The following is a 25,776-nucleotide window of genomic DNA, read 5'->3' as shown; positions in this document are numbered from 1 at the left end:
GTCTCGCTACAGGCTAGTGCGCTTGCGCCATGCCTCCCACGCCTCTGGCGTATCAAGATCAGTGAGCGCGCGCGCACCGGGTAGGGGGTGCAGGCGGATGTCATTGCCTGTAAGCAGTGCACCTGCGCCCTGATCCCCTTTGAGCCGCCCAAGCGCGTCGAACCACGCCCGCGGGAAGATCACCGGATGCCCCGGCGCACCCACCACAGTGGCACCGCGCAAGACGGCTCCGGGATGGTCGCGGTAAGCAGCGATCACAGCCTCCAGATCAGAGTGCTCAATCTCGGGCAGGTCGGGCAGAAGAACCATCACCGCCGTTACGTCGACACCCAACGCGGCGATACCTGCACGGATGGAGGCTGCAATCCCCTCATTGGGCTTTTCCACCCACACATGGCGCGCGCGCGGCGCTTTGTTGAGCGCGTCCGCCCGTTTTGGCCTGTCCTTGCGCAGCGTCACGTAGACCTCCGCCCCGGTGGCCAGCGCCCGCCGCACTTGGCGCACCAAGAGCGCCTCGCCGCCCACCAGCTCCATCAGTTTGTCGCGCCCGCCCATCCGCTGGGACGCGCCTGCGGCGGGCATGAGAATCGCGAGGCTCATCCCGCTTCCACCGTCCGTGCCAGCGCGCAGAACTGCTCCAGCGTGACGGTTTCGGCCCGGTCGGTGGGCGCAATGCCCGCCGCAATCAGGCGGTCCTCGATATCCGGGGCAAGCCCTTTGAGGGCTGCGCGCAACATCTTGCGCCGCTGGTTGAACGCTTTTGCCACGACCCGCTCCAGCACCTTCTGGTTGGCTGGATAGCGCGGCTCGGCCAGCGCCTCGATATGCACCACTGCCGACGATACTTTGGGCGGCGGCGTGAAGGCCCCCGGTGGCAGGCTCATCGCGATGCGGGCGGTGCTGCGCCACTGTGCAAGAAGGGCGAGCCGACCGTAGGCTTTGGAGCCGGGGGTGGCCACGATCCGCTCGGCCACTTCGCGCTGAAACATCAAGGTGAGGCTCTGCCAATAAGGTGGCCAGTCGGGCGGGGTGAGCCAGCGGATCAAAAGCTCCGTGCCGACATTATAGGGCAGGTTGGCGGCCACGCGGATGGGCGGTGTGAGATGTGCCAGCGGGTCAATCGCCAGCGCGTCGCCCTCCAGCACGGTAAGCCGGTCAGGATAGGCCGCTGCGATATCGGCCAGTACGGGCAGGCAGCGTGCATCTTTCTCAATGGCCAGAACATGCCGCGCGCCGGCCTCCAGAAGCCCGCGTGTGAGACCCCCCGGACCGGGGCCGATCTCAAGAACGTCACAAGCGCTCACATCGCCTGCTTGCCGCGCGATCTTTGCCGTAAGGTTCAGATCCAGCAGGAAATTCTGCCCCATGGACTTGCGCGCCGTGAGGCCATGCGCCGCGATGACGTCGCGCAAGGGAGGAAGGGTGTCCCCGCTCATGCCCGTCGCGCTGCGCCCATGCGCGCGGCCATGCGCAGGGCCTCGATCAGGGAGGTTGGATTCGCCCGAGCCTCGCCCGCGATATCAAGAGCCGTGCCATGATCAGGCGAGGTGCGCACGAAGGGCAGGCCGAGGGTGACATTCACACCGCGATCAAAATCCAGCGTCTTGATCGGGATGAGGGCTTGATCGTGATACATACAGACCGCCGCGTCATAGCGCGCGCGCGCCGCTGAATGAAACATCGTATCGGCAGACAGTGGTCCGCGCACATCCATCCCCTCATGGCGCAGAGCCGCCACGACAGGGGCGATCATCTCGATCTCCTCCAGCCCCATCTTACCGCCTTCGCCCGCATGGGGGTTGAGCCCTGCCACCACGATCCGGGGTGCCTCGATCCCAAAATCGCGGATCAGCCCGGCATGGGTGATCTGGATCGTTTCGCGTAGCCCTGTGGCGTCAAGCGCGGCAGGCACATCCTTCAACGGGATATGGATCGTTGCTGGCACGACGCGCAGCTGATCAGAGGCCAGCATCATCACAACGCGCGGTGTACCGCAGAGAGCTGCGAGGTATTCTGTATGGCCTGGGTAGGCAAAGCCAGCCCCATCCTGAAGCGCTTTTTTGTGGATAGGGGCCGTGCAAAGCGCCGATGCCGCGCCCGATTGAACAAGCTCCACCCCGCGCGCGATGGCGCTGATCACGCCTGCTGCGTGGTCAGGGTTTGGCGTGCCGGGCGTCAGTGGCCCCGGCATTTCATGCACCAGAACCGGCAGGCCCCGCGCGCTCAGCGCCTCTTGCGGCGATGCGATCTCGGTGATTTCGGTGCCGGAGGGCAAATGGCGCGGGTCACCGATCCAGAAAAACGGCAGCGCCGAACCCAGTTCCGTGCGGGCGCGGGCGGCTATCTCGGGGCCGATCCCCGCTGGCTCGCCGCAGCTGAGCGCGACCGGCGGTAGGGGGCCGGACATCAGTACTCGATGATCCGCGCCTCGGAGCGTAACTGCTCAAGGTAGCCGTCGGAAAAGCTCTCCATCCGCTGATTGGCGATTTGCGCCGAAAGCTGAGCCGTCTCATCAGGCGCAAGCTCTACAGTTTCGCCACCCTCTTCGCCCTCAGCCGTCTCGGCAGCTTGGGGTGCGGCAGCAGGCGTGCCGGGATCTTCGGCAATCACCTCGGCGCGTCCACACATCATCAACAGGACCAGCGTTTGCCCGTTTGCGCGCGTCATGGTGTAATCCACCTCGCCGGGGTCGAGCCGCGAGAGGACAATTGCTATATCTTGTGGAATTTCCGAAGGCGCTTTGGTGCCGCGTTCCAGCACGGCTGCGGGCTGACCTTGGGCAATCCCGTAGAGGTCATCGCATGTGTCGGTGTCCGCGTCGATCTGAGCCGCGCGCGCCAATGCAGCCTCGCTGCGCCCGCCATCAATGTAATAGGCGGCGTATTCAATTGCGGAATACTCGGGCTGTACCACGTCGATCTCTTCGATATCGCGCAACTGAAAAAGGGCCACGGCCCCGTCCAGCGGCAGCGGATCGGTCACCTCGCCCGGCGCCAGGCCAAGAAGGAGCGGGCGCAGGCCCGCAGGCAAGCGTGTGATCGGCGTCCAGGGCATTTGTCCGCCTTGGTCGCGTGTCGCAGTCGCGGAGAAGCGTCGCGCCTCAGCTGCAAAGGCAGACACGCTGTCCAATTCAGAAATGCGAGTGGCGGTGGCCATCACCTCTTCCTGAGTTTCGGGTGTGACGGGTATGATGATTTCGGACAAGAGCACGCGCACACCGGTCTCCGAGCCGATTGCGTTGCGTGCACGCTCCAGATCTTCCTCGCTCACCGAGATACGCGCGCCAAACCGCACCCGCGTGACTTCGCGCCATGTCAGGCCCGCGCGCACGAATTCGCGGAAGGTTTCCTCGTCGACGCCGCCACGCTCAAGAAGCTGGATCATCTGCTCGCCGGTAAGGTTTCCGCGCGCCGCGAATTGCTCCATCCCGTCCGCGAGTTCCTCTTCGCTCAGCACGATGCCTTGAAGGTTTGCCGCTTCCAGCTTCAAGCGGTCCTCGATCAGTTGTTCACGGGCCAACCTGTTGGGCTCGGCAGGGGCGCGCAACAGGCCCAGAAGGCGGGCGCGCTGCTCCAACTCGTACCGCGTGATCGCTTGCCCGTTTACCTTGATTAAAGGCTCAAACAGACCCTGTGCGAGGGCAGGCGGGGCAATGGCTGCCACGCTCAGGCATGTGCCCGTAATGAGGGCTGCTGTCAGTTGGCGAAGGGGGCGCATCAATGTCATTTGCAATCTCGCACGTAGCTTTTATCTTCGGTCCGGGTGGAAAACCCGCGCAGCCCCACCGTGAGGCTGATATCGGTCGATGGTGTGAGGATAGTGGAAGAGGCGAACCTGCGCGAGGCCGAAAGCGCGATATCCACGCATTCGTTCGTATATGTGAGGCCGATCCCGGCTGTCACGCTTTCATCATTCACCACGTCATAGCGCCATTGCGCATTTCCGGTCCAATGGCGTGCCAGACGGTAGGAGCCGTCAAACGCCCATTCGGAGACGTTGCTGGGGCGTTCTTCCATCAGATCCTCGCGGAGCCAGATATAGCTTGCCCCCAGATTGGTCAGGTCGTTTTGCCAACTGGCCCGTGCTTCGGCTTTGGTGGTGGACAGCTCATTGTCAAAAAGGCCGCGCGCGGCAAAAGCGACCCCGTTCTGGGCGGATATTTGCCCGGCCACAAGGATATCGGAGAATTCCCCACGCAGGCCTGAGGTGCTGGAGAAGGTCATCCCGCCGGTGGCCTCGCGTTGCGTGCGGTCACGCACTATCTGCCCGAAGCTGAGAGTGCTCGACAGCCCATCTGGATCAAACCGGGACCATGTAAGCCCGTAGGCCGCACTTATTCCCCGCTCGCGGCGGTCATCAGCGGCAAAGCGCGACAGCGATAAAAGATTGCCCTCGTCGAATTCGGTGCGGGTGGCCCGTTCATTGGGGACGTTTGGTGTGTCGCCGCCAGCCCAGGCCAGTTGCAGCGCAGGCTCAATCACATGGCTCACGCCGCGCGCAGTGGTCTTGGCCAGCGGGTAGCGGAAGGTGATCGCGGCGGCCGGGGTTATGTCGGTCTTTGAGCTGAGTGAGGTGCCGCCCGCACCCTCGACCTCGAAATGATCCACGGCAAGCCCCGCCTGCACGCCAGCGCGCAGGCCGCCCATCAAGGTCCAGTTGCGCAGCCACGCCCCTTCGGTCGTGAGTCGCATGACATCGCGCCCATCGGCAAAGAGATCCACATCCGGCCCGTCCGTGGTCAAACCGGACGTGCGGTAACCGCTCGCGACCTCGGCGGAAAATCGCAGTTCGCCGCCCGTTGCTGCCGGGAAAAAACGCCGCTCATAGGTCGCATCGGCGGTGACAGTGGGCAGGGTGGAGTTGCTTTGGTTCAAGAGCAGGTTTTCATAATAGGTGAGGGCCGCGCGCATCGATTCGTCGCGGTCCACCCGCGAGACCGAAATCTCGCTGTCGAGCCTGTCCTTGGTGGAATAGTCGTAATCAACGAGATAGGCGTCATCATTCACCGCCTCGATATCAAAGCGCAGGATGAAGTCGTTGCGCAGCTCGAACAGGCCGCGCCCAAAGATATAGCCGCGCGTGTCGCTGCGCCCGCGTCCCAGATCATCATTGGAAATGGCGCCGTTGAACTCGATTCCGCCATTCGCGAAAGCCTGTCTGTAGCGCAGCTCAAGCGTGCGCGTCTCGGTGGATAGATAGGGCGTGACCGTGAGGTCCTTGTCGTCGCCGATGCGGATGAAATACGGGGCTTTGAACCCCACGCCGAGCAGGGTTGAGTTGTAGAGCGAGGGGATGAGAAACCCCGTGGCCCGTTCCAGCGTGGGGTCGGGCAGGCGCAGGCGCGGCACATAGAAGACTGGCATGTCGAGGATACGAAACTGCGCATCATCGAGATAGAGCTGGCGTGTTTCCTGATCATGCACCACGCGCCGGGCGCGGATTTGCCAAAGCGGCGGGCGACCATCTGTGCAGACCTGACACGAGGTGACGGCAGTTTTATAAAGCTGGTTATAGCGCCCCTCGACGCGGTTCATCTGCTGGGCGGCCATCTGCAATTGGTCATCCATCACGATCCGCGCGCCGCGCAGGATGCCGTTGCGCATTTCGGCGTCCAGCTGACCACTATCGGCCAGAACGACCGTGTAGGCCCCGTCATCAAGGGTTATCGGTCCATCCAGCACCAGAATATCGCGTGTTTGATCATAGGTGATAGAGCGCGCTGTGATCCGCTGCCCTTGATAAAGCGCTTCGACATTGCCTTCGGCCACCAGCGTATTATCCCCGGTGATGTAGACGTCATCGGCAATGAGGACTGCGGGGGCAGTATTGTGTTGCGTGTTTCCCGCCGTGTCCTGAGCCAAGGCCACGCCGGGCAGGACAAGCGCCATCAAGAACGTCAGAAGTGGCAGCAGGCGGGCCATCATGCGCATCATCCCTCCTCCGTATGGAGCAACAGGCCCATCGCCAGCAGGAAGGACGCAATCGGCGGCGCCCAGGCCGCAAGGATCACGGGGATCTGACCGTTTTCGCCCAGCACTTGCGCGAAGTTGCGCACGTAATGCAGCGTAAACCCCAGCATGATCGCGGTGAGCACCGAAACCCCGGTATTCGTGGTGCGCCCGTGGCGCATGGTGAAGGCCGAAGCCACTAGAACAAGGGCCATGAGAAACAGGGGGCGTGCCAGCTCCATCTGGAACCAGACCGCATAGCGGCGCGCGGAGAACCCGGCCTCTTCAAGCTGCGTTATGAACTTCGGCAGATCCCAGAGCGAGATGTATTCCGGCTTGCCGAAACTGTCGATGATCCGGTCGCGCGTCAATGGCGACGGCATGCTAAGCTGCTCCATCCGGCGCGCTTCGGCCTCGGGGTTGCGCAAGGCCCCCAGATCCCAGAGCTTGGCACTGCTCAGCACCCATTCCCCATCGCCCAGACGTGCGCTCTTTGCGGTGATGCGGCGCAATGGCTCGCCCTCGGGAGAGAAGGAGATGAACGTGGTGTCATAAAGCACGGTCACATCCGAGCTTGCCCGCGCGGCATGGATCACTGTTTGGCCAAACGCGTTGCCCTGCCGCAGCCACAGCCCCTCGGAGGCGATGGCCAGAATGCTTTGGCCCATGTTCAGATGCCCGTTGACCAGATCATTATAGCGTTTGGACGATGCGGCCACGATCGGGTTGAAGACCGTCACCCCCACCACGCCGATCATCCCGGCCATGATCACCGGTGCCATCAGCCCCACCAGCCCCGAGCGCCCGGAGGCGCGCAGCACCACAAGCTCCGAACTGCGCGCGAGGCGCACGAACAGGGCGACCGAGGCGAGGATCAGCACCAGCGGCAGGATCTCGTAATTGGCATGAGGCAAGTTCAGCAGCACGACCTCAAGCACATCGAGAAACGGCAGGTCGGGAAAGTCCTGAAGTTCGTCCACCAGATCAATGAGCGCCAAAAGCACGACGAAGATCATGGTGATCCCGAAGAAGGTCCACAGAAACTTGCGCGCGAAATAGTAATGCAGGGTCATGCGACACTCTCCCTGCGGTGCGGTAGCAGACGGCGCAACATGCCAGGATGGGCCGCGAGATAAAGAAGGGCCACACTCAGACCGATCCCACCCATAACAGGCAGGTAGAGAAGCGGCCAGAGCGCTGCGGCCCCAAGCACGGGGCCCGCAACAGCCCCCTCAACCAGCTTCAGCCCGACCAGAAGGATAAACGCTGTCAGGATTTGGCGCCAGACGCCGAAGCGGCTGTAGCTGCCCAAGAGAAGCGTGGCGAATCCCACAAGGGCCGCGATCACGCACATCAGCGCGCTGGTAAAGCGGGTGTGCAGCACACTCAGCGCTTGCGCGTGGCTCACATTGGTGCGCTCGGCCACGGCGCGCGGGTTTGTGATCAGGTCCCATGTGCTGGCAAAGGCGATCCTGTCGAGATTGGCCGCACTGTTAGAGACCAGCGCCGAGATATCGTAGGAGAAATCCTCAAACGTGGTGGTAAAGAGCCGCTGACCCTCGCGCGCAAGGCTCTGGGCCAGCCCGTTGATCATCACCAGCTTGGTCCCGCCGCCTTCCTGCACAAGATAGGCCTGAGCGGAGGTGTAGGTCACCGCCGTGTCGGGGTTGCGGCGGTCCGACAGGAACACATCGCGCAGTTCCCCCTCAGGGCTGATTTCGCGGATATAGAAGGTCACGCCATTGGCGGGGTGCAAAAACTCCCCTTCGGTCAAGAGCTTGGCCGTGACGTTGCGCGAGACCTCAATGCGCCGCTCTTCGAGCTGGGCGAGGCTTGTGGGGATAAGGTAATGGGCCAGAGCCGACATCATCACCGCAATGATCAGCCCGTAAAACACCACGGGCCGCGCCATGCGCCACGGAGAATAGCCGGTGGCCTGCATCACCGTAAGCTCGGATTCGGTGCTGAGACGGTTGGTGACATAGACCGCACCGGCAAAGGCCGCGATGGGCAGCACAACACCGATCACGCCCGGAAGCGTCAGCGCCGTGAATTCCAAGAATACCCAAGTAGACTGACCATCGCTGATCAACCGGTCGAACATGCGCACCGCTTTGTTGATCCAGAAGATGGATACCAGAACCAGTGCGAAGAATCCGAAGAGCACCATGAATTGCGACAGCATGTAGCGGTCGAATCTGGTCACACCTGTCTCCTATCCCCCATATCTAGTGGGAACTTATCGTAATCGGCGGCATTGGAAAACACCAATATCGCGCGAAGCGCTTGGGTGCGCGGGGTGCTGCGCCCGGGATTGCACATCGTCGCGAAATGATCCCTATTGGGCGCGCCCGGACCCCGCGCTATCTGGAGGGTTCGATACAGGCCTGACACAGGTCGGACATCCAGCAAGGAGACGCTTCATGAGCCCCCAAACCCCTATCGCCGCCCTCACCGTGACCGCCGCCGATCTCGACGCCATTGCCGAGGCGGAGGGCCGTGTGGCCGTGTGCGTGGGCAAGGATGGCAAGCTTGACCCTGCTGCGCGCCGGGTGAACCGGCTCACGAAGGGCGCGCTGGCGCGGATGATAGAGAGCGGGGCGCTGGAGAAGGCCAAATCAGGCGATGTAAAAACGCTGGCTTGGCCGGCGGGCATGAAGGCCGAAGCGGTGGATGTGCTCTGCGTTGAGCGCGGCGCGAAACCTGTGGAGGCGCGCAAGGCGGGCGCGGCGCTGGGCAAGGTGAAGGGCATGGGGCCGATGTTGATCCTTGCGGGTGCGGTGCGCCGGGCCGAGGATCTGGCGCTGGGTGCTGTGCTGCGCGCCTATACGTTCTCGGCGCGCAAGACCGCTGAGGTCGACGAGATGCAAGGGATCACCGTGCAGGTGGCCAAGCCCGAGGAGGTCAGCGCCGCCAGCGTGAGCGCCGTGGCCGAGGGTGTGTTTTTCACCCGCGATCTGGTGAGCGAGCCTGCCAACCACCTCACCACCACGGAATTTGCCAAGCGGATCAAGGATATGGAGGCGCTTGGCCTCAAGGTGAAGATCATGGAGGAGGCAGAGCTGGAAAAGCTCGGCATGGGATGTTTGCTGAGTGTGGGCCACGGCTCGATCAGCCCCTCCAAGGTCGCGGTGATGGAATGGATGGGGGGTGCCAAAGGCGAGGCACCGCTGGCTCTGGTCGGTAAGGGCGTGGTCTTTGATACGGGCGGGATCAGCCTCAAACCCGCAGGCGGCATGGAAGACATGACCATGGATATGGGTGGCGCGGGCGTTGTGGCGGGCGCGTTGCGCACGCTGGCGCTGCGCAAGGCCAAGGCCAATGTCGTGGGCCTTGTGGGCCTCGTTGAGAACATGCCCTCGGACCGTGCGACGCGGCCCGGCGATGTCGTGACCTCCATGAAGGGCGACACGGTTGAGGTGATCAACACCGACGCCGAAGGTCGTCTCGTTTTGGCGGATGTGATGTGGTATGCGCAAGAGACCTACAAACCGCGCGCTATGATTGATCTGGCCACCCTGACGGGCGCGATCATCGTAGGGCTTGGCCATGAAAACGCGGGTGTTTTCTCCAATGATGATGATCTGAGCCGGGCGTTCTTGAAGGCGTCTGAGGCCGAGGGCGAGGGCGCGTGGCGGATGCCGATGGGGCAGGCCTATGATGATATGATCAAGAGCAATATCGCGGACATGAAAAACGTGGGCGGGCGCGATGCAGGCTCCATCACAGCGGCGCAATTCCTGTTGCGCTTCGTGCAAGATGGTGTGCCGTGGATGCACCTGGACATCGCGGGGGTGGCCTCGGTCAAGGCCGATACGGCCTATGCGCCCAAAGGGGCGAGCGGCTGGGGTGTGATGGCGCTTAACCGGCTGGTGGCGGATATGCTGGAGGGCTGATGGGGGCTGCGTATTTCTATCACCTGACGCGGCGACCGCTGGAGGCGACCTTGCCGATGCTTCTGGATAAGGCGCGCGGCGCGGGCTGGCGTGTGGCGGTCCGGGGGTGCGATACGGCGCGGATGGAGTGGCTTGATGCGCAGCTTTGGCGCGGCCCGGAGGAGGGGTTCTTGCCGCATGGGCTGGCCACATCGCCCCATGCCGCCGATCAGCCCGTGTTGCTGACCACCGGACCCGAGGCGGCCAACGGCGCGGTCTGTCTGATGGCGGTCGATGGGGCGGATGTGACGGCGGATGAGGTGGGCCGGATGGAGCGGGTTTGCGTGCTCTTTGATGGCAATGATCCTGCGGCGCTTGATCATGCGCGCGGACAATGGAAGGCGCTGACCGATGCCGGATGCGCCGCGCAATACTGGTCCGAGGAAAGTGGGCGCTGGGAGAAAAAGGCCGAGAAAGCTGGGGCTTGAGAGTCGACCTTTACCTTGTCAGGATTAGCCGATCATTCGCGATCTGAATGTTTGAGAAACGCTCAAGATAGCTCATGCCGAGCAGCGACTCAAAGAGGTCTCCTTCATTCACCACAGCGCGCACACCGCGATCGGTCAGATCTCCGATGGTGATCGTGTCGATCTCCACAGGTGCCGTGCGCACGATCCCATTGGCGGTTTGCGCTGTGCCGAAATATGTCAGCGCGTCCGGGTCAAACCCAATGCGCGCCGCGTCCTCTTGGCTCAGCACCACATGGGTCGCACCGGTATCCACGACAAAGCGCATGGCTACGCCGTTTACCTCGGCCTCAAGGAAATAATGCCCCCCCGCGCCGCGCGGCAGGATGATCTGTCCCGCATCAGCCGAGACGGTCTGGCGCGGTTGCACCGTGGTCTGGATATCGCCCCAGAGCCCGTAGGCCGCGATCACGGCGATGAAAAGCAGCCCCCACATCACCGCACCTTGCAGCACTTTGCCCATCTGCCCGCGATTGGCCACCAAAAACCAAAAGACAATCGCCCCGCCCAAAAGCGAGAGGTAAATGAGCTGTGCCGTGTCGATACTGTCCATGGGCCTCTCCTTGCGCGTTAAGGGCCATATAGGTCCGGGCGGCCCCTGCGCCTAGCCTGCAATGCCAAATCCGCGCAACCCGTCGAGGACGAATTGCACCGCAAGTGCGGCCAAAAGCATCCCGAAAAGGCGGGTGACGATGTTGATGCCCGTCTTGCCCAAGCCACGCTCCAGCAGGCCCGCGCTGAGAAAGAAAACAAACACGATGGCCAGCACCGCAAAGAGCACGCCCAGCACCGATATCGTGCCGACATAGCCCGGCGCCTCGCCCACCAAAAGGATCACCGAGGCAATCGCGCCCGGCCCGGCCAGAAGGGGGATGGCCAGAGGAAAGATCGACGGATCAGGGAAATCATCGAGATCCGCCTGATCCTCCCGCCGCTGGGAGCGGCGCTCAAACAGCATTTCAAGCGCTGTGAGAAAGAGCAAAATCCCCCCCGCGATGCGAAAGGCGGGCATGGAAATGCCGATGAAATTCAGCACAGCTTCGCCCGCCAGCGCAAAGACCGTAAGGATCGCCGCCGCCGCGAGACAGGCGCGTAGGCCAATCGTGCGGCGCTGCGCGGGCGTCAGCCCTCGGGTCAACGCCACGAACATCGGCGTCAGCGCAATGGGATCGACGATGATGAAAAGCGTGACGAACGTGGTGATGAGAAAGGCGGTGTCCATCACCCTCCCTCGCGCCCGAAGGCTTGGAAGTCAAGCAGGCTCAGGCCTCGGCCTTCTCCAGCTTTTCGAGCGCTTTGACCCACATCGCCTCGGCGCGTTCTTGCGCATCCATCACTTCTGAATATTTGCGTTGCCACACGGCCGCCTCGTCGGATTTACCATCATCATACATGCGCGGATCAGCCAGCTTCTTGGCCAGCTTGTCACCCATTTCATTCAGCTTTTCAACGCGCTGCTCGCATTTCTTAACGTCCGCCCGCAGGGCCAGAATGGCGTCGCGCGAGGGGCGTTTGGGCTTGGCCTCTTTGGGCTTTTTCATCGGCGTGTCAGAGGCCAGAAGCATCGCGCGGTAGCTTTCCAGATCGCCCTCATATGGCGCCACGCGCCCGTCCTTAACCAGCCAGAGCCGGTCTGCCACGAGGCTGAGAAGGTGCATATCGTGGCTCACGAGGATCACCGCACCGCTATAGGCGGTTAAGGCCTCAACAAGCGCCTCACGGCTCTCGATATCGAGGTGGTTGGTCGGCTCATCCAGGATTAGCATATGCGGCGCATCAATCGTGGCCAGCATAAGCGACAGACGCGCTTTTTGCCCGCCCGAAAGCTTGCCAACAAGCGTTTCCGCCTGTTCGGCCCCGATGCCAAAGCCACCCAGCCGTGCGCGAAGCCGCGCGGGCGTTTCCGTGGGGCGCAGGCGGCGGATATGGTCGATGGGCGTCTCATCGACATGCAACTCCTCCACCTGATGCTGCGCGAAATAGCCCACGCGGAGTTTTGAGGAGGTGGTCATCGCGCCGGTCATCCGCTCCAGCTTGCCTGCGAGCATCTTCGACAAGGTCGATTTGCCCTCACCATTGGTGCCCAGCAGCGCGATCCGGTCATCCTGATCTATGCGCAGGTTGAGCCGTGACAGGATTGTGGTCTCGCCATAGCCCACGGACGCGCCCTCCATGGAGATGATGGGTGGCGAAAGCTCCTCGGGCGAGGGGAAGGTGAATTTCTTGAGGGCTGCCTCTTGCGGGGTGGTGATCGGGGTCATCTTCTCGATCATCTTGAGGCGTGATTGCGCCTGTACGGCCTTGGACGCCTTGGCGCGGAAACGGTCCACGAAGCTTTGTAGGTGGGCACGGCGGGCGTCTTGCTTGCGCGCCTCGGATTCGGCGGCGGCCAGACGCGCGGCACGGGTCCGCGCAAACGTGTCATAGCCGCCGTTATAGAGCGTAAGTTTGCGATCCTCCAGATGCAGGATCTCGCCCACGGCGCGGTTCAGAAGGCCGCGATCATGGCTGACGATCAGCACCGTATGGGGATATTTGGCGAGGTATGTCTCCAACCACAACGCTCCCTCAAGATCGAGATAGTTGGTCGGCTCATCGAGCAAGAGCAGGTCAGGCTGCGAGAACAAAACGGCGGCCAAGGCCACGCGCATCCGCCACCCGCCCGAGAAGGCGGAGCAAGGCATGCGTTGTTCTTTGTCGCCAAATCCCAGTCCCTTGAGGATTGAGGCCGCACGCGCCTCTGCGCCCCATGCGTCGATATCGGCAAGGCGGGTCTGAATCTCGGAAATCCGGGCGGCGTCCTGGGCCGTTTCGGCCTCTTCCATCAGGCTGGCGCGTTCCTTGTCGGCGGCCAGAACCGTGTCGATCAGGCTCACCTTATTGCCCGGCACCTCTTGGGCCACGCCGCCAATGCGGGCGCGGGCGGGCATGGTGATCTCGCCCGAATCCAGCACCAATTCGCCCCGGATCAGTTTGAAAAGCGTGGTTTTGCCCGTGCCGTTACGCCCGACAATGCCCACCTTGTGCCCATCGGGGATGGAGACGGTGGCATTCTCGATCAGCGGGCGGCCCGCGACGGAATAAGAGATATCTGTGATACGCAGCATAAGGCCCCAAGTGCCGCAAGGCGGGCCCGGCGTCAATCCACGCTTTTCATAGCTTGGCGCGCATGATAGCTGGGCCGCAATCCATCACGGGGCAGGGCGTAGGCTCGGCCCCCTTTTCAACAAAAGAGGCATATCATGGCGACCGAACGCACGCTCAGCATCATCAAACCCGATGCAACCAAACGCAACCTGACCGGCAAGATCAACGCCAAGTTCGAAGAGGCCGGTCTGCGCATCGTGGCCCAAAAGCGCATCCACCTGACCCCAGCGCAGGCGGGCGAGTTCTACAAGGTCCACGCCGAGCGGCCTTTCTTCGGCGAGCTGCGCGATTTCATGGCCTCTGGCCCGGTGGTTGTGCAAGTTCTGGAAGGGGACGGCGCAATCGCCAAGAACCGCGAAGTTATGGGCGCGACCAACCCTGCCGATGCGGCCCCCGGCACTGTGCGTGCGGATTTCGCCGAGAGCGTTGGCGAGAATTCGGTCCACGGCTCGGACGCGCCTGAAACGGCGGCAGAAGAGATCGCGTATTTCTTCTCCGGGCTTGAGCTGGTCGGCTAAGCCACTAGCGGGAGATTGGTCGGTAACGGCCTGTTAAGGGCAGTCCTGTGAGGGGCTGCCTTTTTGCGTTGCACAGCAAAGCATGCCGCACACACCAGTATCAGATGCTGGCGAAATCCGTGATGATCTGGCGCGGTGCGGATTGCGGCGCGCGTTTGGGCGACGACTTGGAGCCTGCGCTTTGGGTTTTGGCCGCTGGGCGGGGGGTGTTGCTCGAATTGGGCATCTTATGTGCCTCCTTATTTGCGACCTGCCGACAAGGGCGAGTGGGTCTTTCTGCCTATTTTCCCAAATTTGCCGCGTATCGGGGCAGTCGTGGGATGGAAAAAAGGCAGGAATAAGGCGGGGTTTTTGTGCCACAGTAGAGCACCACAGGGCGCGTACGAAAAAGCGCCGGTGGAGAGGGACATCTCCACCGGCGCTTCATTGGCACACAATGCGCGTTTTGAAACCTAGGCCGTCAGGGTCAAGCCATCATTTTCTGCACGGTCTCGCCAAAGGCCGACGGGGTGGGCACGATCGTGACGCCCGCCTGGCCCAGGATTTCGACCTTTTCCTGCGCGCTTTCGCCGAAGGCAGACACGATGGCCCCGGCATGGCCCATCGTGCGGCCCTTGGGCGCTGACAGACCCGCGATATAGGCGGCAACAGGTTTGGTCATGTGGTCGCGGATGTATTCCGCGGCTTCGGCCTCTTGCGGGCCGCCGATTTCGCCCACCATGACGACCGCATCAGTATCAGGATCATTCTCGAAAAGCTCAAGAATATCGCGGAAGCTGGAGCCGTTGATCGGATCGCCGCCGATACCGATGGAGGAGCTGACGCCGATGCCATAGGTCTTCATCTGGCTTGCGGCCTCATATCCCAGCGTACCCGAGCGGCCCACGATGCCGACACGGCCCGGCAGGTAGATATGGGGGGGCATGAGACCCGCGAAGGCCTGACCAGGGGTGATGATCCCGGCGCAGTTTGGCCCGATGAGGCGCATCTTGCTCTCGGCCTTGTAGCGGCGCATGTAGCGCTTCACGCGGATCATGTCCTGTGTGGGGATGCCGTCGGCGATACAGACGCAGGTTTTGATGCCGGCATCCGCGGCTTCCATGATGCTGTCGGCGGCGAAGGGCGGCGGCACGAAGGCGATCACAAGATCGGCCCCTGTTTCGGCCACAGCGCCTTTGACAGTGTTGAAGACTGGCAGGCCATTATGTGTGCTGCCGCCCTTGCCGGGGGTCACGCCGCCCACGACATTGGTGCCATATTCCGCCATCTCGGAGGCGTGAAAGCTGCCGATGCGGCCCGTCAAACCGGTGACCAGAACCTTGCTGTTTTTGTCGATCAGGATTGCCATCAGACCGCCCCTCCGTTCTTGCTGCGCGCGTCTTTCCACGCGGCGACCACTTTGTCTGCTGCCTCGGCCAATGTGTCGGCTGTGATGATGTTGAGCCCGCTTTCATTAATCAAAGCGCGGCCCTCGTCGACATTTGTGCCCGACAGGCGCACGACGAGGGGCATGGTCAGTTCCAGCTCCTGCACCGCGCGCACAACGCCCTCGGCAATCCAGTCACAGCGGTTGATCCCGGCGAAGATGTTCACAAGGATCGCCTCCACGTTTGGATCGTTGAGAACCGCTTTGAACGACATCAAAACACGCTCAGGGCTTGCGCCGCCACCCACATCGAGGAAGTTCGCAGGCTCGCCGCCGGCCATCTTGATCATATCGAGCGTGGCCATCGCGAGGCCCGCACCGTTCACGATACAACCGATTTCGCCATCAAGACCAATGTAGTTCAGCCCACGATCCTCCGCATAGGTTTCGCGCGGGTCTTCCTGGCTCTTGTCGCGCAGCTCGGAGATTTCCGGGCGGCGGAAAAGGGCGTTGTTGTCGAAGCTGAGCTTTGCGTCGAGGGCGACAATCTCGCCACCGCCGGTTACCACGAGCGGGTTGATCTCAACCATGCTCGCGTCAAGCTCATCCATGGCGCGGTAGGCGCCAACGATGGTTTTGGTGGCTTGGTTGATCAGGGAGGGATCGAGACCAAGTTGAAACGCAATCTCGCGCGCTTGGAAGTTCTGCATCCCCACGGCAGGGTCAACCACGGAGCGGATGATGCTCTCGGGCTCGTTCTCGGAAATCTCCTCGATCTCCATGCCGCCCTGAGCAGAGGCCACGACAACCACACGCTCCTCGGTGCGGTCCATCACGAAGGCGAGGTATATTTCCTGCGCAATGTCAGTGGCTTCCTCGATATAGAGGCGACCCACCATCTTGCCCTGCGGGCCGGTCTGGTGCGTGACAAGCTTGCGGCCCAACATCCAGCTTGCGGCCTCGGAAATCTCATCATCCGAGGAACAAATCCGCACGCCGCCCGCTTTGCCGCGCGCGCCGGAATGGATCTGTGCCTTGACCACGCATTTCTCACCAGAAAGCTCGCGGGCGCGGTACACGGCCTGCTCGGGGCTGTAGGCGATGCCACCACGGGGGACATTGACCCCGAAGCGCTTCAGCAGATCCTTGGCCTGATACTCGTGGATATCCATATGCTTAGCCTCCGTTCTTCGCTTCGATTGCATCCGCAACGGTCAGCACGTTGTTGGCCATCCGCTCGGAAGCGGCGTCGATCATCTTGCCATCAAGGCTGGCAGCCCCTTTGCCTTGGGCCTCGGCCTCACGCAGGGCTTTGATGATGTTGCGCGCACGGGTCACTTCAGCCTCGGGTGGCGAGAACACATCATTGGCCATGTCGATCTGGCTGGGGTGAATGGCCCATTTGCCCTCAATGCCCAAAGCGGCGGCGCGCTTGGCGGCGAGGATATAACCATCGGGATCGTTGAAATCACCGAAGGGGCCGTCAATGGCGCGCAGGCCATAAGCGCGGCAGGCGACGGTCATGCGCGACAGGGCAAAGTGCCACTGATCACCGGGGTAGTCGGGGTTCAGGCCGCCGATGACGACGGTGCGCGCGCGGTTGGAGGCGGCGTAATCAGCCACGCCAAAATGCATCGCCTCGATCCGGCCGGGGGCGGCGGCAATCGCCTCGACATTGGCCATGCCGAGGGCTGTTTCAATCAGCGCCTCAAGGCCGATCTGGTGGGTGTAGCCCATCGCCTCTTCGATCTGGCTCACCATGGTCTCGACGGTATACATGTCGCTCGGCACACCCACTTTGGGCACGAGGATCGTATCGAGGTGCTGACCCGCTTGCTCAACGATATCAACCACATCGCGGTACATGTAATGCGTATCCAGCCCGTTGATACGGATACACATCGTCTTGCCCTTGGCTTTCCAGTCGATGTCATTGAGCGCCTGAATGATGTTTTTGCGAGCCTGCACCTTCTCGGGGGGGGCCACCGCGTCTTCGAGATCAAGGAATATGACGTCCACGTTCGAATCAGCAGCTTTGTCGATCATCGATGGGTTCGAGCCCGGCACAGCCAGCTCAGAGCGTTGAAGACGTTGCTTTTTCAGTGGGTGAAGTGTGTAGCTCATGGGGGTCCCTCCCTGGAATCATCGGCGGGGAGACCCCGCCAGAGCGTTGCGTAATAAGCTTGCCCCGTAAGGTGCGGCCGAGACACTTTCCCTTGGGTAGGATCGGCGGCCCGCCACCTTGCCGGGTGGTCCGAACGGGTAGGGGCGGCCTACCCGTTTTCTGGCAGGTGGAGTGCTGGTGCACACTGAATGGCTGTTTGGTTTTACTCATAAAAACATAAGCTTAAGATACAAAACTTCATGCAGGTGCGGCCTTGGGCGGTCTTTGCGAAATACGCCGCCGTATGGCTGCAAACGCAAAAGGCCGCCGAGGAATGCGGCGGCCTTTCTAGATGTTGTTCAGCGCAGGTTAGCTGACCAGATCGCCTGGCGTGTCGCCCTTCAGGAAGGCTTCCATATTGTCGATGGCGCGGTGGCCCATCGCATCGCGCGTGCCGTCCGTGGCACTGCCAAGATGCGGCGCGAGAACGAGGTTTTCGTATTTCAAAAACCGTGGGTCCAGCGCAGGCTCGCCCATGAACACATCGAGGCCCGCCGCGGTTAGAGTGCCTGCATCGAGCGCATCGAAAAGCGCGTCCTCATCCACCACATCGCCGCGCGCGGAGTTCACGAGGATGCAGCCGGGCTTCATCGCCTTGAAGATATCGGCGTTGATCAATTTGAACGTGGCATCCCCACCGGGGCAGTGCAGAGACAGAAAATCCGAGGCTGCGGCCACCTCTTCAATGCTGCCAAGTTGCTCGGCATTGCCATTCGCGGCCTTGATATCGTCGGGCACGTTCCATGCGTCTTGAAACACGACCTTCATGCCAAAGCCAAAATGCGCGCGCCGCGCCATTGCCTGACCAATACGGCCAAAGCCCACGATGCCGATGGTGGCCCCCGTGACTTTCTTGCCAATCATATGGGTGGGCCGCCAGCCTTCCCATTTTCCCGCGCGGGTCTCACGCTCGCCCTCACCAATCCGGCGCGCGGCGGCCAGAAGCAGCCCCATCGCCAGGTCGGCGGTGCAATCGGTCAAAACATCGGGCGTGTTGGTCACCGCGATGCCATTGGCGCGCGCGGCCTCCACGTCGATATGGTTGTAGCCCACACCGTAGCTCGCGAGGATCTTTACCTTGCCTTTGGCCGCCGGGTAGAACTCTGCCGGGATCTTGTCGGACACGGTGGGCATGATCACGTCATACTCCTTGGCGGCGGCCATGAACTCGTCATGGCTCATCGTCGTGTCGGGCGCGCGGAAGGTCACATCATGGCTGGCCGCCAGCCGCTCTTGCGGGCCGGTGGGCCATTGGCGGGTGACGAGGATTTTGGTATTGCTCATATCTGCTCTCCTTACGCGCTTTTGGTGCGGTAATGCTCTTGCGCGGCGGCAACGCCGGAGCCGGGCTCGATCTTTGCTCCTGCATCCAGAAGGGCCATTTCGGCGGCGGAAATCGCACCGCAGAGCATGACGGGGTTGAGCGAGCCAAGGTGGCCGATACGGAACGCCTTGCCCATCAGCTTGTTGAGGCCCGTGCCCAGCGACGTCTGGTATTTGGTGTAGGCCCCGGAGATGACATCGCGCGCATCGACGCCCTCGGGCGTGTAGATGGCGGACACTGTGTCGGACGCCCATTCGGGGCCACGTGCGACCAATTCGCACCCGTCCCATGCGGCGACGGCTTTACGCACACCTTCGGCGTGGAATTTGTGGCGCGCCCAGATGGCTTCCATCCCATCCGCAAGGATCATGTCGAGCGCCGTGCGCAGACCGCGCAAAAGCTGTGTTGCGGGCGTGTAGGGGAAATAGCCAGTATCGTTCAGCTTGATCATGTCCTCAAAGCTGAAATAGCAGCGGGTCATTTTGGGCGCGTTCGATGCGTTGGCGGCCAGCGCCTTGTCGCTTGCCGCGAGAAAGCCGAGGCCGGCGGGCAGCATGAAACCTTTTTGGCTGCCGGACACGGCCAGGTCGACGCCCCATTTCTCCATCTCGAACGGGATCGATGCGATGGAGCTTACGCCATCCACGAAAAGCATCGCAGGGTGGCCTGCTGCATCCAACGCGCGGCGCACGCCCTCCACGTCCGAGGACACGCCTGTGGCGGTCTCATTCTGGGTGGCGAAGACGGCTTTGATCTCATGCTTGGTGTCGGCCTTCAGGATACGCTCGTAATCCTCAAGCGGCACACCCTTGCCCCATTCCACATCACACAGCTCAACAGTCAGGCCCAGACGCTCGGCCATATCGACCCAAAGCAGGCTGAACTGACCAAAGCGCGACATCAAAACCTTGTCTCCCGCCGTCAGCGTGTTCTGGATCGCCGATTCCCACGCGCCGGTCCCGGAGGAGGGGAAAATGAAGACACGGCCATTTTCCATGCGGAAGGCCTTTTTCATGTCGGTCAGCAGGTCGGTGACGAAGGGGCCAAAGTCCGGCGCGCGCATATCTTCCATCGGCACGTTCATGGCGCGACGCACCTCTTCTGGCACGTTGGTGGGGCCGGGGATGAATAGGTGCTTGTTGCCGTTCATGATATATCTCCTCCTGAGGTTTGGCTGCACTATCTTATGGGGGTCCACGTGCGGATATCCCCGAAGGAATGGCCTGAGCGAGCAGGGGGCGACAGGAGTGCGCGAACGGGTAGGGCGACGCTACCCGCTGGGGTGGCGTGGCGGTCTGCTGGGCAGGGGGGCTGTCGCGGCTCTGCGCCGCTTATACCCTCAATGCGCGAGAATCGCGTGACAATCCACGCGCGGTTGTGCAGCTATGTCGGATGGATGAAATCGCTCTCCCCATCTCTCGTGTTATTGTGGCCGATCGCCAATTGATCGTGTGTCAGGGCATCGGGTCGCTTCTGGGACAGATTCCCGGTGTGGAGCTGGGCAGCTTCGCGACCGAGCTTTCCGGTCTGCGCAAGCTGCTGGAGGCCGAGCGGGGGCAGGTGATCGTGATCCTTGGCGTGCGGCTTGCGGATGCGGATTTGTCGGATGCGCTGGACATGCTGCGGCGGGATTACCCGGCGGCGATGGTTGTCGTGGTGGCCGACGAGACGGAGTTTGCCTTTATCCGCGCGGCGATCAAGTCTGGGGCCAATTCTGTCTGCATGATGAGCCAGATATTAATCAGCCTGCCCAAGATACTGGGCAAGCTGGTGGAGGGGCACTCGATCGTGCCCACGGATATTCTGCGCCGCCTCACCAATGAGCAGGCAGATAGCCTGTCGCGGCGCGAGCATGAGATCCTTGGGCTTTTGGTCGATGGTCTGACGAATTTTCAGATATCGGCCCGGTTGGGCCTGTCGGAGAATACGGTGAAGTATTACCTCAAGGCGATCTACCAAAAGCTGGACGTGAATTCACGCGGCGGGGCCATCGCGAAATACGTGGCGGGCAATTACTGAGGTTTGATGGCGCGCGCGAGGCCCCGGATATGATCCGCAGCCTCACCCATGAACCTATCCGCGCCGCCTGCGCCGCCCGCCTGCCGCACCAGCACCAGAGCCTGCGTTGAAATTCGGAGTTGGTAGGGCGGTGATTTTCGCAAGCTCCGGGAATGTATCCGTCTTGTGCGGGATCGCGTTGGCGGCGACGAAATGCTCCTGAAACTTGGGCTCAATCGCCGTCTCGACCTTGGTGATCTGACCGACCACGCGCTCAATCTCGCGCCGCGCCTCGACCGAGCAGAGCGCGATACGCGCGCCCGTGCCGGCGGCGTTTCCGGCAGAGGTGACCTTGTCGAGATGCGCATCCGGGATCATGCCCAGCACCATTGCGTGCAGGTTGGAGATATGCGCACCGAACGCACCCGCCAGCACCACGCGGTCCACCTTGTCCACGCCACGCTCATCCATCAACAGCCGCGCGCCCGCATAAAGCGCGGATTTCGCCAGTTGAATGGCGCGGATATCGCCTTGGGTGACGGTGATGCGGGGCCCACCCTCGGCGGTTGCATCATGCACGAGGTAGCTATGGGTGCGCCCTTCAGCCACCATGCGGGATGTGTCCGTGGCCTCGGCAGAGCCCATCAAGCCGTTCTCGTCCATCAATCCGGCCATGCGCAGCTCGGCCACGGCCTCGATGATGCCAGAGCCGCAAATGCCCGTGATGCCGGATACTGCGGTCGCGGCGTCAAAGCCTTCCTCATCTGACCAAAGCTCGCAGCCGATGACGCGAAAGCGCGGCTCTTTTGTCTCGGGGTGGATGCGGATCGCCTCAATCGCGCCAGGGGCCGCGCGCTGGCCCGAGCTGATCTGCGCGCCCTCAAAGGCGGGGCCGGTGGGCGAGGAGCAGGCAAGAACGCGGGATTTGTCGCCCAGAAGGATTTCGGCGTTGGTGCCCACATCGACGATGAGCACGAGATCATCGGATTTGCCCGGCTCCTCCGAGAGGGCCACGGCGGCGGCATCCGCGCCCACATGGCCCGCGATGCAGGGCAGGATATAGGTGCGTGCGCGGGCGTTGATGGCCGTGAGGCCCAGATCACGCGCATCCATCGAGATGCTTTCGGAGGTGGTCAGCGCGAAAGGGGCCTGTCCCAACTCAACAGGGTCAATGCCCAGCAGCAGGTGGTGCATGACCGGGTTGCACACGATCACCGTCTCCACGATCAGGCTGGGGTCGATGCCGGCCTCGGCTGCGATCTCGGCAAAAAGCGTGTCCATCGCCTCGCGCACGGCGCGGGTCATTTCCTTGTCGCCGCCGGGGTTCATCATCGCATAGGAGACCCGGCTCATCAGGTCTTCGCCAAAGCGGATTTGCGGGTTCATGATGCCCGAAGACGCGGTGACCGCGCCTGTATCAAGATCGGTCAGGTGGGCCGCGATGGTGGTGGAGCCGAGATCAATGGCCAGCCCGTAAAGCCCGCCCTCATGCAGCCCCGGCCAGATCTCGATCACCCGCGCCACAGTGTCTTTGTGGGATTTGTGCAGCGCGACCGTGACCTGCCATTTGCCCTTGCGCAAAACGGGTTGCAGCTTGGACAGGAGCGTCAGATCGGCGCAGATCGCAGGGATCTTCCACTGCTCGCGCAGGGCGCGCTCCAGCCGCTCCAGATCGCCGGTGGGGGTGTGCATGTCGGGTTCGTCCACCTCGACGAAATAGAGCCGCGTGGCGGGGTCCATGACCATCGCACGGGTGGAGGCGGCCTTGCGCACGACCTGACGGTGGACCTGAGATTCGGGTGGCACGTCGATGACGATATCGCCCTTGACGGTGGCCTGACAGCCGAGCCTGCGCCCGGTTTTCAGCCCGCGTTTGTCGTCATAGCGCTGTTCGACCGCGTTCCACTCGGACAAAGCCCCCTCAAGCGCCGTGACCCCGTGCTTGGAGAACTCCCCATAGGACGGCGTGATCTGACATTTGGAGCATATGCCGCGCCCGCCGCAGACCGAATCGAGATCGACACCCAGCTGGCGCGCCGCCGTGAGAACCGGGGTGCCGACAGGGAAATGACCGCGTTTGCCCGAAGGCGTGAAGACGACGAGGGGATCGGTACTCATGGGGGCTCCTTGGCGGTGCGCACGTGCCAGCGTATCTGTTTGGGCAAACCATAGAGTTTTGCCGCGCGCAAGGCGGGTGGATTGCGTCACAATAATGCACGCGCGCGGCATGATATGACGCGCGCGGCCTGATCCCAAGGAGCGCGCTGTCGCGCGCACAGGATCAGCCCGGCCAATCCGTGCGGGACAGATCGGGCGGCGGGTCTGTGCCGCGCGGTCTGCGCCTAGGGTTTGCGGGCGTGGAAGATGAAGCCCAGAAGGTTCAGCAAGAGCTGGGCCGCAAGGATTGAGGTGCTGTCCGTGGTGTCATAGGCCGGGGCGACCTCGACCAGATCAATGCCAACAATCTCATGATCTTGGGCGACGTTCTGTAGGATTTCCAGCACCTCGTAATAGAGAAACCCGCCATGGCTCGGCGTGCCTGTGCCAGGCGCGATGGAGGGGCAGAACCCGTCGATGTCGATCGTGATGTAGAGGCGCGCGCCTTTGGGGATTCGGGCGGCGGTGGCTTCGGCCCCGAGGGCGCGGGTTTGACGGACCGACAGGATGTCAGACCCCATGGCGCGGGCGGCGTCGTAGCCTTCCTGCGCGGTGGAGGAGACATTGCGGATGCCCACTTGTGTGAGGCCAGTGACATAGGGTTTCTCGGCGGCGCGGCGCATCGGGTTGCCATGGCCGTTGCGGACGCCGTGTCGGACGTCCACGAAATCAAGATGGGCGTCGATCTGAAGGATGTGGATATCACCCCGCCCCTCAAAGGCGTCGATGCAAGGGATGTTGATCGAATGATCGCCGCCGATGGTGACGGGAAGCGCGCCTGCATCGAGGGCTGCGCGCACGGCGGACGCGATATTGGCGTGGCTCTTTTCCGTATCGGTGTGGACGATATCGGCGTCGCCCATATCGACGATGCGCACATCGCCGGGCAGGTAGGTCACGTCATCCTCGTGGTCATAGGCGCCGCCATGACCGAAGCTGAACAAGGTTGACGCCTCGCGCACCGAGCGTGGACCAAAGCGCGCGCCGGGGCGATACTGCGTGCCGCCGTCAAAAGGCGCGCCAATGATGGCGGCATCGGCGCTCAACGCGGCCCAATCGGGCTGATAGGGGCGTTTGCCAAAGGTGCAGATGCCCACGAAGGGCAGATTGAGGCGGCCAGTTTCATATCCGTGGGTGCTCATTGCGCTGTCTCCTGATGCGGCGTCTACGGGCAGACTATCGGCGGCGAAGCCCCGCTTGCAACGACAGATACGTGCTTTCCTTTCCGCTCCGCCCATGCGATAGGGACGCGCCAAACGAGCTTTGCCAAGGAGATGTGCAATGGAAATTCGTGAGGCCCTTACCTTCGATGATGTTCTGCTTGTCCCTGCGGCCTCGAACGTGCTTCCCAGCACCGCCGATACACGCACGCGGGTGACACAGTCCATCGCGCTCAACATCCCGCTTTTGAGCTCGGCCATGGACACTGTGACCGAGGGGCGCATGGCAATCTGCATGGCCCAAGCAGGCGGCATGGGCGTGATCCACCGCAACCTGACCGTTGAGGAGCAGGCGCAGGAAGTGCGCCGTGTCAAACGGTTCGAGAGCGGGATCGTCTACAACCCGATCACCCTCACTGCGGATCAGACGCTGGCCGATGCCAAGGCGCTTCAGGAACGCTACCGCGTGACGGGGTTCCCGGTGGTTGATGGCGCGGGCCGGGTCGTGGGGATCGTGACAAATCGCGACATGCGCTTTGCCGAGGATGCCGCAACACCCGTGCATGCGATGATGACCTCCGACAATCTGGCCCTTCTGCACGAGCCAGCCGAGCTAGAAGAGGCCAAGAGCCTGATGAAGGCGCGCCGGATTGAGAAGCTTCTGGTGACCGATGGGCAGGGCAAGCTGACCGGGCTTTTGACCCTGAAAGACACCGAGCAGGCCGTTTTGAATCCGACCGCGTGCAAGGATGCGCTGGGGCGCTTGCGCGTCGCTGCGGCGTCCACCGTTGGCGATGCAGGGTTTGAGCGGTCACAGGCGCTTGTTGACGCGGGCGTGGATATGATCGTGATCGACACGGCCCATGGCCATTCCGAGGGCGTGGCGATTGCCGTGGAACGGGCCAAGGCACTGAGCAATGACGTGCAGGTTGTTGCAGGCAACGTGGCCACCGGCGAGGCTGTGCGCGCCTTGATTGGCGCGGGGGCGGATGCGGTGAAAGTGGGGATCGGACCCGGCTCGATCTGCACGACGCGGATGGTGGCGGGCGTGGGCGTGCCGCAGCTGACCGCGATTATGGATTGTGCGGCGGCGGCGGGCGATGTGCCTGTGATCGCCGATGGCGGCATCAAGTTTTCTGGCGATTTTGCCAAGGCGATTGCGGCGGGTGCATCCTGCGCGATGGTCGGCTCGATGATTGCGGGCACGGATGAAAGCCCCGGTGAGGTGATCCTCTATCAGGGCCGCTCCTACAAGGCCTACCGGGGAATGGGCAGCCTTGGCGCCATGGCCCGCGGCTCGGCAGATCGGTATTTCCAGAAAGATGCGGCGAGCGACAAGCTGGTCCCCGAGGGCGTCGAGGGGCAGGTGCCTTACAAGGGCAGCGCGGGGCAGGTGATCCATCAGCTTGTGGGCGGTCTGCGCGCGGCGATGGGCTATACTGGTAACGGCACTGTTGAGGCGATGCGCTCAAACTGCACATTTGTGAAGATCACCGGTGCAGGCCTGACCGAGAGCCATGTGCATGATGTGCAGATCACCCGCGAAAGCCCGAATTATCGGGTAGGATAGTGTATAGTAACAATGAATTAGG

General features: G+C 62.3%; 23 protein-coding genes. 5 read left to right on the top strand and 18 right to left on the bottom strand.

Annotated features, from left to right (window positions below; genetic code table 11):
• Positions 1-6 precede the first annotated feature (6 nt).
• Genes KUD11_RS12755 through lptF form a run of 7 tightly spaced genes read right to left on the bottom strand, consistent with a single transcriptional unit; the run spans position 7 to position 8,133 of the window.
• A complete protein-coding gene (locus KUD11_RS12755; protein ID WP_109384333.1) occupies positions 7-600 on the bottom strand; it encodes a nucleotidyltransferase family protein in 594 nt (197 codons plus the stop codon).
• Positions 597-1,436, bottom strand: coding sequence for a 16S rRNA (adenine(1518)-N(6)/adenine(1519)-N(6))-dimethyltransferase RsmA (gene rsmA / locus KUD11_RS12750; protein WP_109384334.1), 840 nt, complete (start codon positions 1,434-1,436; stop codon positions 597-599). The genes KUD11_RS12755 and rsmA overlap by 4 nt, the downstream gene beginning before the upstream one ends.
• Positions 1,433-2,407 (bottom strand): 4-hydroxythreonine-4-phosphate dehydrogenase PdxA, encoded by a 975-nt coding sequence (pdxA, locus tag KUD11_RS12745; RefSeq protein ID WP_109384335.1) that lies wholly within the window; start codon positions 2,405-2,407, stop codon positions 1,433-1,435. Before pdxA ends, rsmA begins: the two co-directional genes overlap by 4 nt.
• The gene (locus tag KUD11_RS12740) at positions 2,407-3,717 is read right to left on the bottom strand and encodes a SurA N-terminal domain-containing protein (RefSeq protein ID WP_109387823.1); all 1,311 of its coding nucleotides are present in this window, start codon (positions 3,715-3,717) and stop codon (positions 2,407-2,409) included. Before KUD11_RS12740 ends, pdxA begins: the two co-directional genes overlap by 1 nt.
• Before the next feature lie 5 nt (positions 3,718-3,722).
• A complete protein-coding gene (locus KUD11_RS12735; protein WP_318010154.1) occupies positions 3,723-5,933 on the bottom strand; it encodes an LPS-assembly protein LptD in 2,211 nt (736 codons plus the stop codon).
• Positions 5,930-7,021, bottom strand: a complete 1,092-nt coding sequence (gene lptG / locus KUD11_RS12730; protein ID WP_109384336.1) for an LPS export ABC transporter permease LptG — start codon at positions 7,019-7,021, stop codon at positions 5,930-5,932. The genes KUD11_RS12735 and lptG overlap by 4 nt, the downstream gene beginning before the upstream one ends.
• Positions 7,018-8,133, bottom strand: a complete 1,116-nt coding sequence (lptF, locus tag KUD11_RS12725; protein WP_109384337.1) for an LPS export ABC transporter permease LptF — start codon at positions 8,131-8,133, stop codon at positions 7,018-7,020. Before lptF ends, lptG begins: the two co-directional genes overlap by 4 nt.
• A 238-nt stretch (positions 8,134-8,371) precedes the next feature.
• Between lptF and KUD11_RS12720 the strand changes: the two genes are divergently transcribed.
• Positions 8,372-9,844 (top strand): leucyl aminopeptidase, encoded by a 1,473-nt coding sequence (locus KUD11_RS12720; protein WP_109384338.1) that lies wholly within the window; start codon positions 8,372-8,374, stop codon positions 9,842-9,844.
• Positions 9,844-10,311: a DNA polymerase III subunit chi gene (locus KUD11_RS12715; RefSeq protein ID WP_109384339.1), complete on the top strand. Its 468-nt coding sequence runs from the start codon at positions 9,844-9,846 to the stop codon at positions 10,309-10,311. Before KUD11_RS12720 ends, KUD11_RS12715 begins: the two co-directional genes overlap by 1 nt.
• A gap of 10 nt (positions 10,312-10,321) precedes the next feature.
• On the opposite strand, the gene KUD11_RS12710 is transcribed toward KUD11_RS12715, so the two are convergent.
• From KUD11_RS12710 to KUD11_RS12700, 3 genes are read right to left on the bottom strand one after another with little or no spacing between them, the layout of a single operon-like run.
• Positions 10,322-10,903: a retropepsin-like aspartic protease family protein gene (locus tag KUD11_RS12710; RefSeq protein WP_109384340.1), complete on the bottom strand. Its 582-nt coding sequence runs from the start codon at positions 10,901-10,903 to the stop codon at positions 10,322-10,324.
• A 51-nt stretch (positions 10,904-10,954) separates the two neighbouring features.
• Positions 10,955-11,572, bottom strand: coding sequence for a MarC family protein (locus KUD11_RS12705; RefSeq protein ID WP_181375245.1), 618 nt, complete (start codon positions 11,570-11,572; stop codon positions 10,955-10,957).
• 40 nt (positions 11,573-11,612) lie between these two features.
• A complete protein-coding gene (locus KUD11_RS12700; RefSeq protein ID WP_109384342.1) occupies positions 11,613-13,457 on the bottom strand; it encodes an ABC-F family ATP-binding cassette domain-containing protein in 1,845 nt (614 codons plus the stop codon).
• Between the two features lie 135 nt (positions 13,458-13,592).
• On the opposite strand from KUD11_RS12700, the gene ndk reads away from it, so the two are divergent.
• Positions 13,593-14,015: a nucleoside-diphosphate kinase gene (gene ndk / locus KUD11_RS12695; protein ID WP_109384343.1), complete on the top strand. Its 423-nt coding sequence runs from the start codon at positions 13,593-13,595 to the stop codon at positions 14,013-14,015.
• Positions 14,016-14,115: 100 nt separating this feature from the next.
• On the opposite strand, the gene KUD11_RS15235 is transcribed toward ndk, so the two are convergent.
• The 6 genes from KUD11_RS15235 to KUD11_RS12670 all read right to left on the bottom strand — a co-directional run bounded on the left by KUD11_RS15235 (position 14,116) and on the right by KUD11_RS12670 (position 20,019).
• On the bottom strand, positions 14,116-14,241 hold the full coding sequence (locus KUD11_RS15235; protein WP_258305361.1) for a hypothetical protein: 126 nt from the start codon (positions 14,239-14,241) through the stop codon (positions 14,116-14,118).
• Positions 14,242-14,481: 240 nt separating this feature from the next.
• The gene (gene sucD, locus KUD11_RS12690; protein WP_109384344.1) at positions 14,482-15,363 is read right to left on the bottom strand and encodes a succinate--CoA ligase subunit alpha; all 882 of its coding nucleotides are present in this window, start codon (positions 15,361-15,363) and stop codon (positions 14,482-14,484) included.
• Positions 15,363-16,553, bottom strand: coding sequence for a malate--CoA ligase subunit beta (locus tag KUD11_RS12685; RefSeq protein ID WP_109384345.1), 1,191 nt, complete (start codon positions 16,551-16,553; stop codon positions 15,363-15,365). Before KUD11_RS12685 ends, sucD begins: the two co-directional genes overlap by 1 nt.
• A 4-nt stretch (positions 16,554-16,557) precedes the next feature.
• Positions 16,558-17,505 (bottom strand): HpcH/HpaI aldolase/citrate lyase family protein, encoded by a 948-nt coding sequence (locus KUD11_RS12680; RefSeq protein ID WP_109384346.1) that lies wholly within the window; start codon positions 17,503-17,505, stop codon positions 16,558-16,560.
• A 349-nt stretch (positions 17,506-17,854) separates the two neighbouring features.
• Positions 17,855-18,829: a 2-hydroxyacid dehydrogenase gene (locus KUD11_RS12675; RefSeq protein WP_109384347.1), complete on the bottom strand. Its 975-nt coding sequence runs from the start codon at positions 18,827-18,829 to the stop codon at positions 17,855-17,857.
• Positions 18,830-18,840: 11 nt separating this feature from the next.
• Positions 18,841-20,019, bottom strand: coding sequence for a pyridoxal-phosphate-dependent aminotransferase family protein (locus tag KUD11_RS12670; protein WP_109384348.1), 1,179 nt, complete (start codon positions 20,017-20,019; stop codon positions 18,841-18,843).
• Positions 20,020-20,261: 242 nt separating this feature from the next.
• On the opposite strand from KUD11_RS12670, the gene KUD11_RS12665 reads away from it, so the two are divergent.
• Positions 20,262-20,888, top strand: a complete 627-nt coding sequence (locus KUD11_RS12665) for a response regulator transcription factor (protein WP_109384349.1) — start codon at positions 20,262-20,264, stop codon at positions 20,886-20,888.
• 54 nt (positions 20,889-20,942) lie between these two features.
• Here the strand turns inward: KUD11_RS12665 and KUD11_RS12660 are convergent, their stop codons facing one another.
• The gene (locus KUD11_RS12660) at positions 20,943-22,985 is read right to left on the bottom strand and encodes an ASKHA domain-containing protein (RefSeq protein ID WP_109387827.1); all 2,043 of its coding nucleotides are present in this window, start codon (positions 22,983-22,985) and stop codon (positions 20,943-20,945) included.
• 224 nt (positions 22,986-23,209) lie between these two features.
• Positions 23,210-24,166, bottom strand: coding sequence for an agmatinase (speB, locus tag KUD11_RS12655; RefSeq protein ID WP_109384350.1), 957 nt, complete (start codon positions 24,164-24,166; stop codon positions 23,210-23,212).
• A 139-nt stretch (positions 24,167-24,305) separates the two neighbouring features.
• On the opposite strand from speB, the gene guaB reads away from it, so the two are divergent.
• A complete protein-coding gene (guaB, locus tag KUD11_RS12650) occupies positions 24,306-25,754 on the top strand; it encodes an IMP dehydrogenase (RefSeq protein ID WP_109384351.1) in 1,449 nt (482 codons plus the stop codon).
• Positions 25,755-25,776: the final 22 nt, after the last annotated feature.

The organism is Roseovarius carneus (assembly GCF_020141465.1).
GTDB lineage: Bacteria > Pseudomonadota > Alphaproteobacteria > Rhodobacterales > Rhodobacteraceae > Roseovarius > Roseovarius carneus.
Note: the sequence above shows the minus strand (reverse complement) of the source record. Positions and strands in the feature narration are given on the sequence as shown.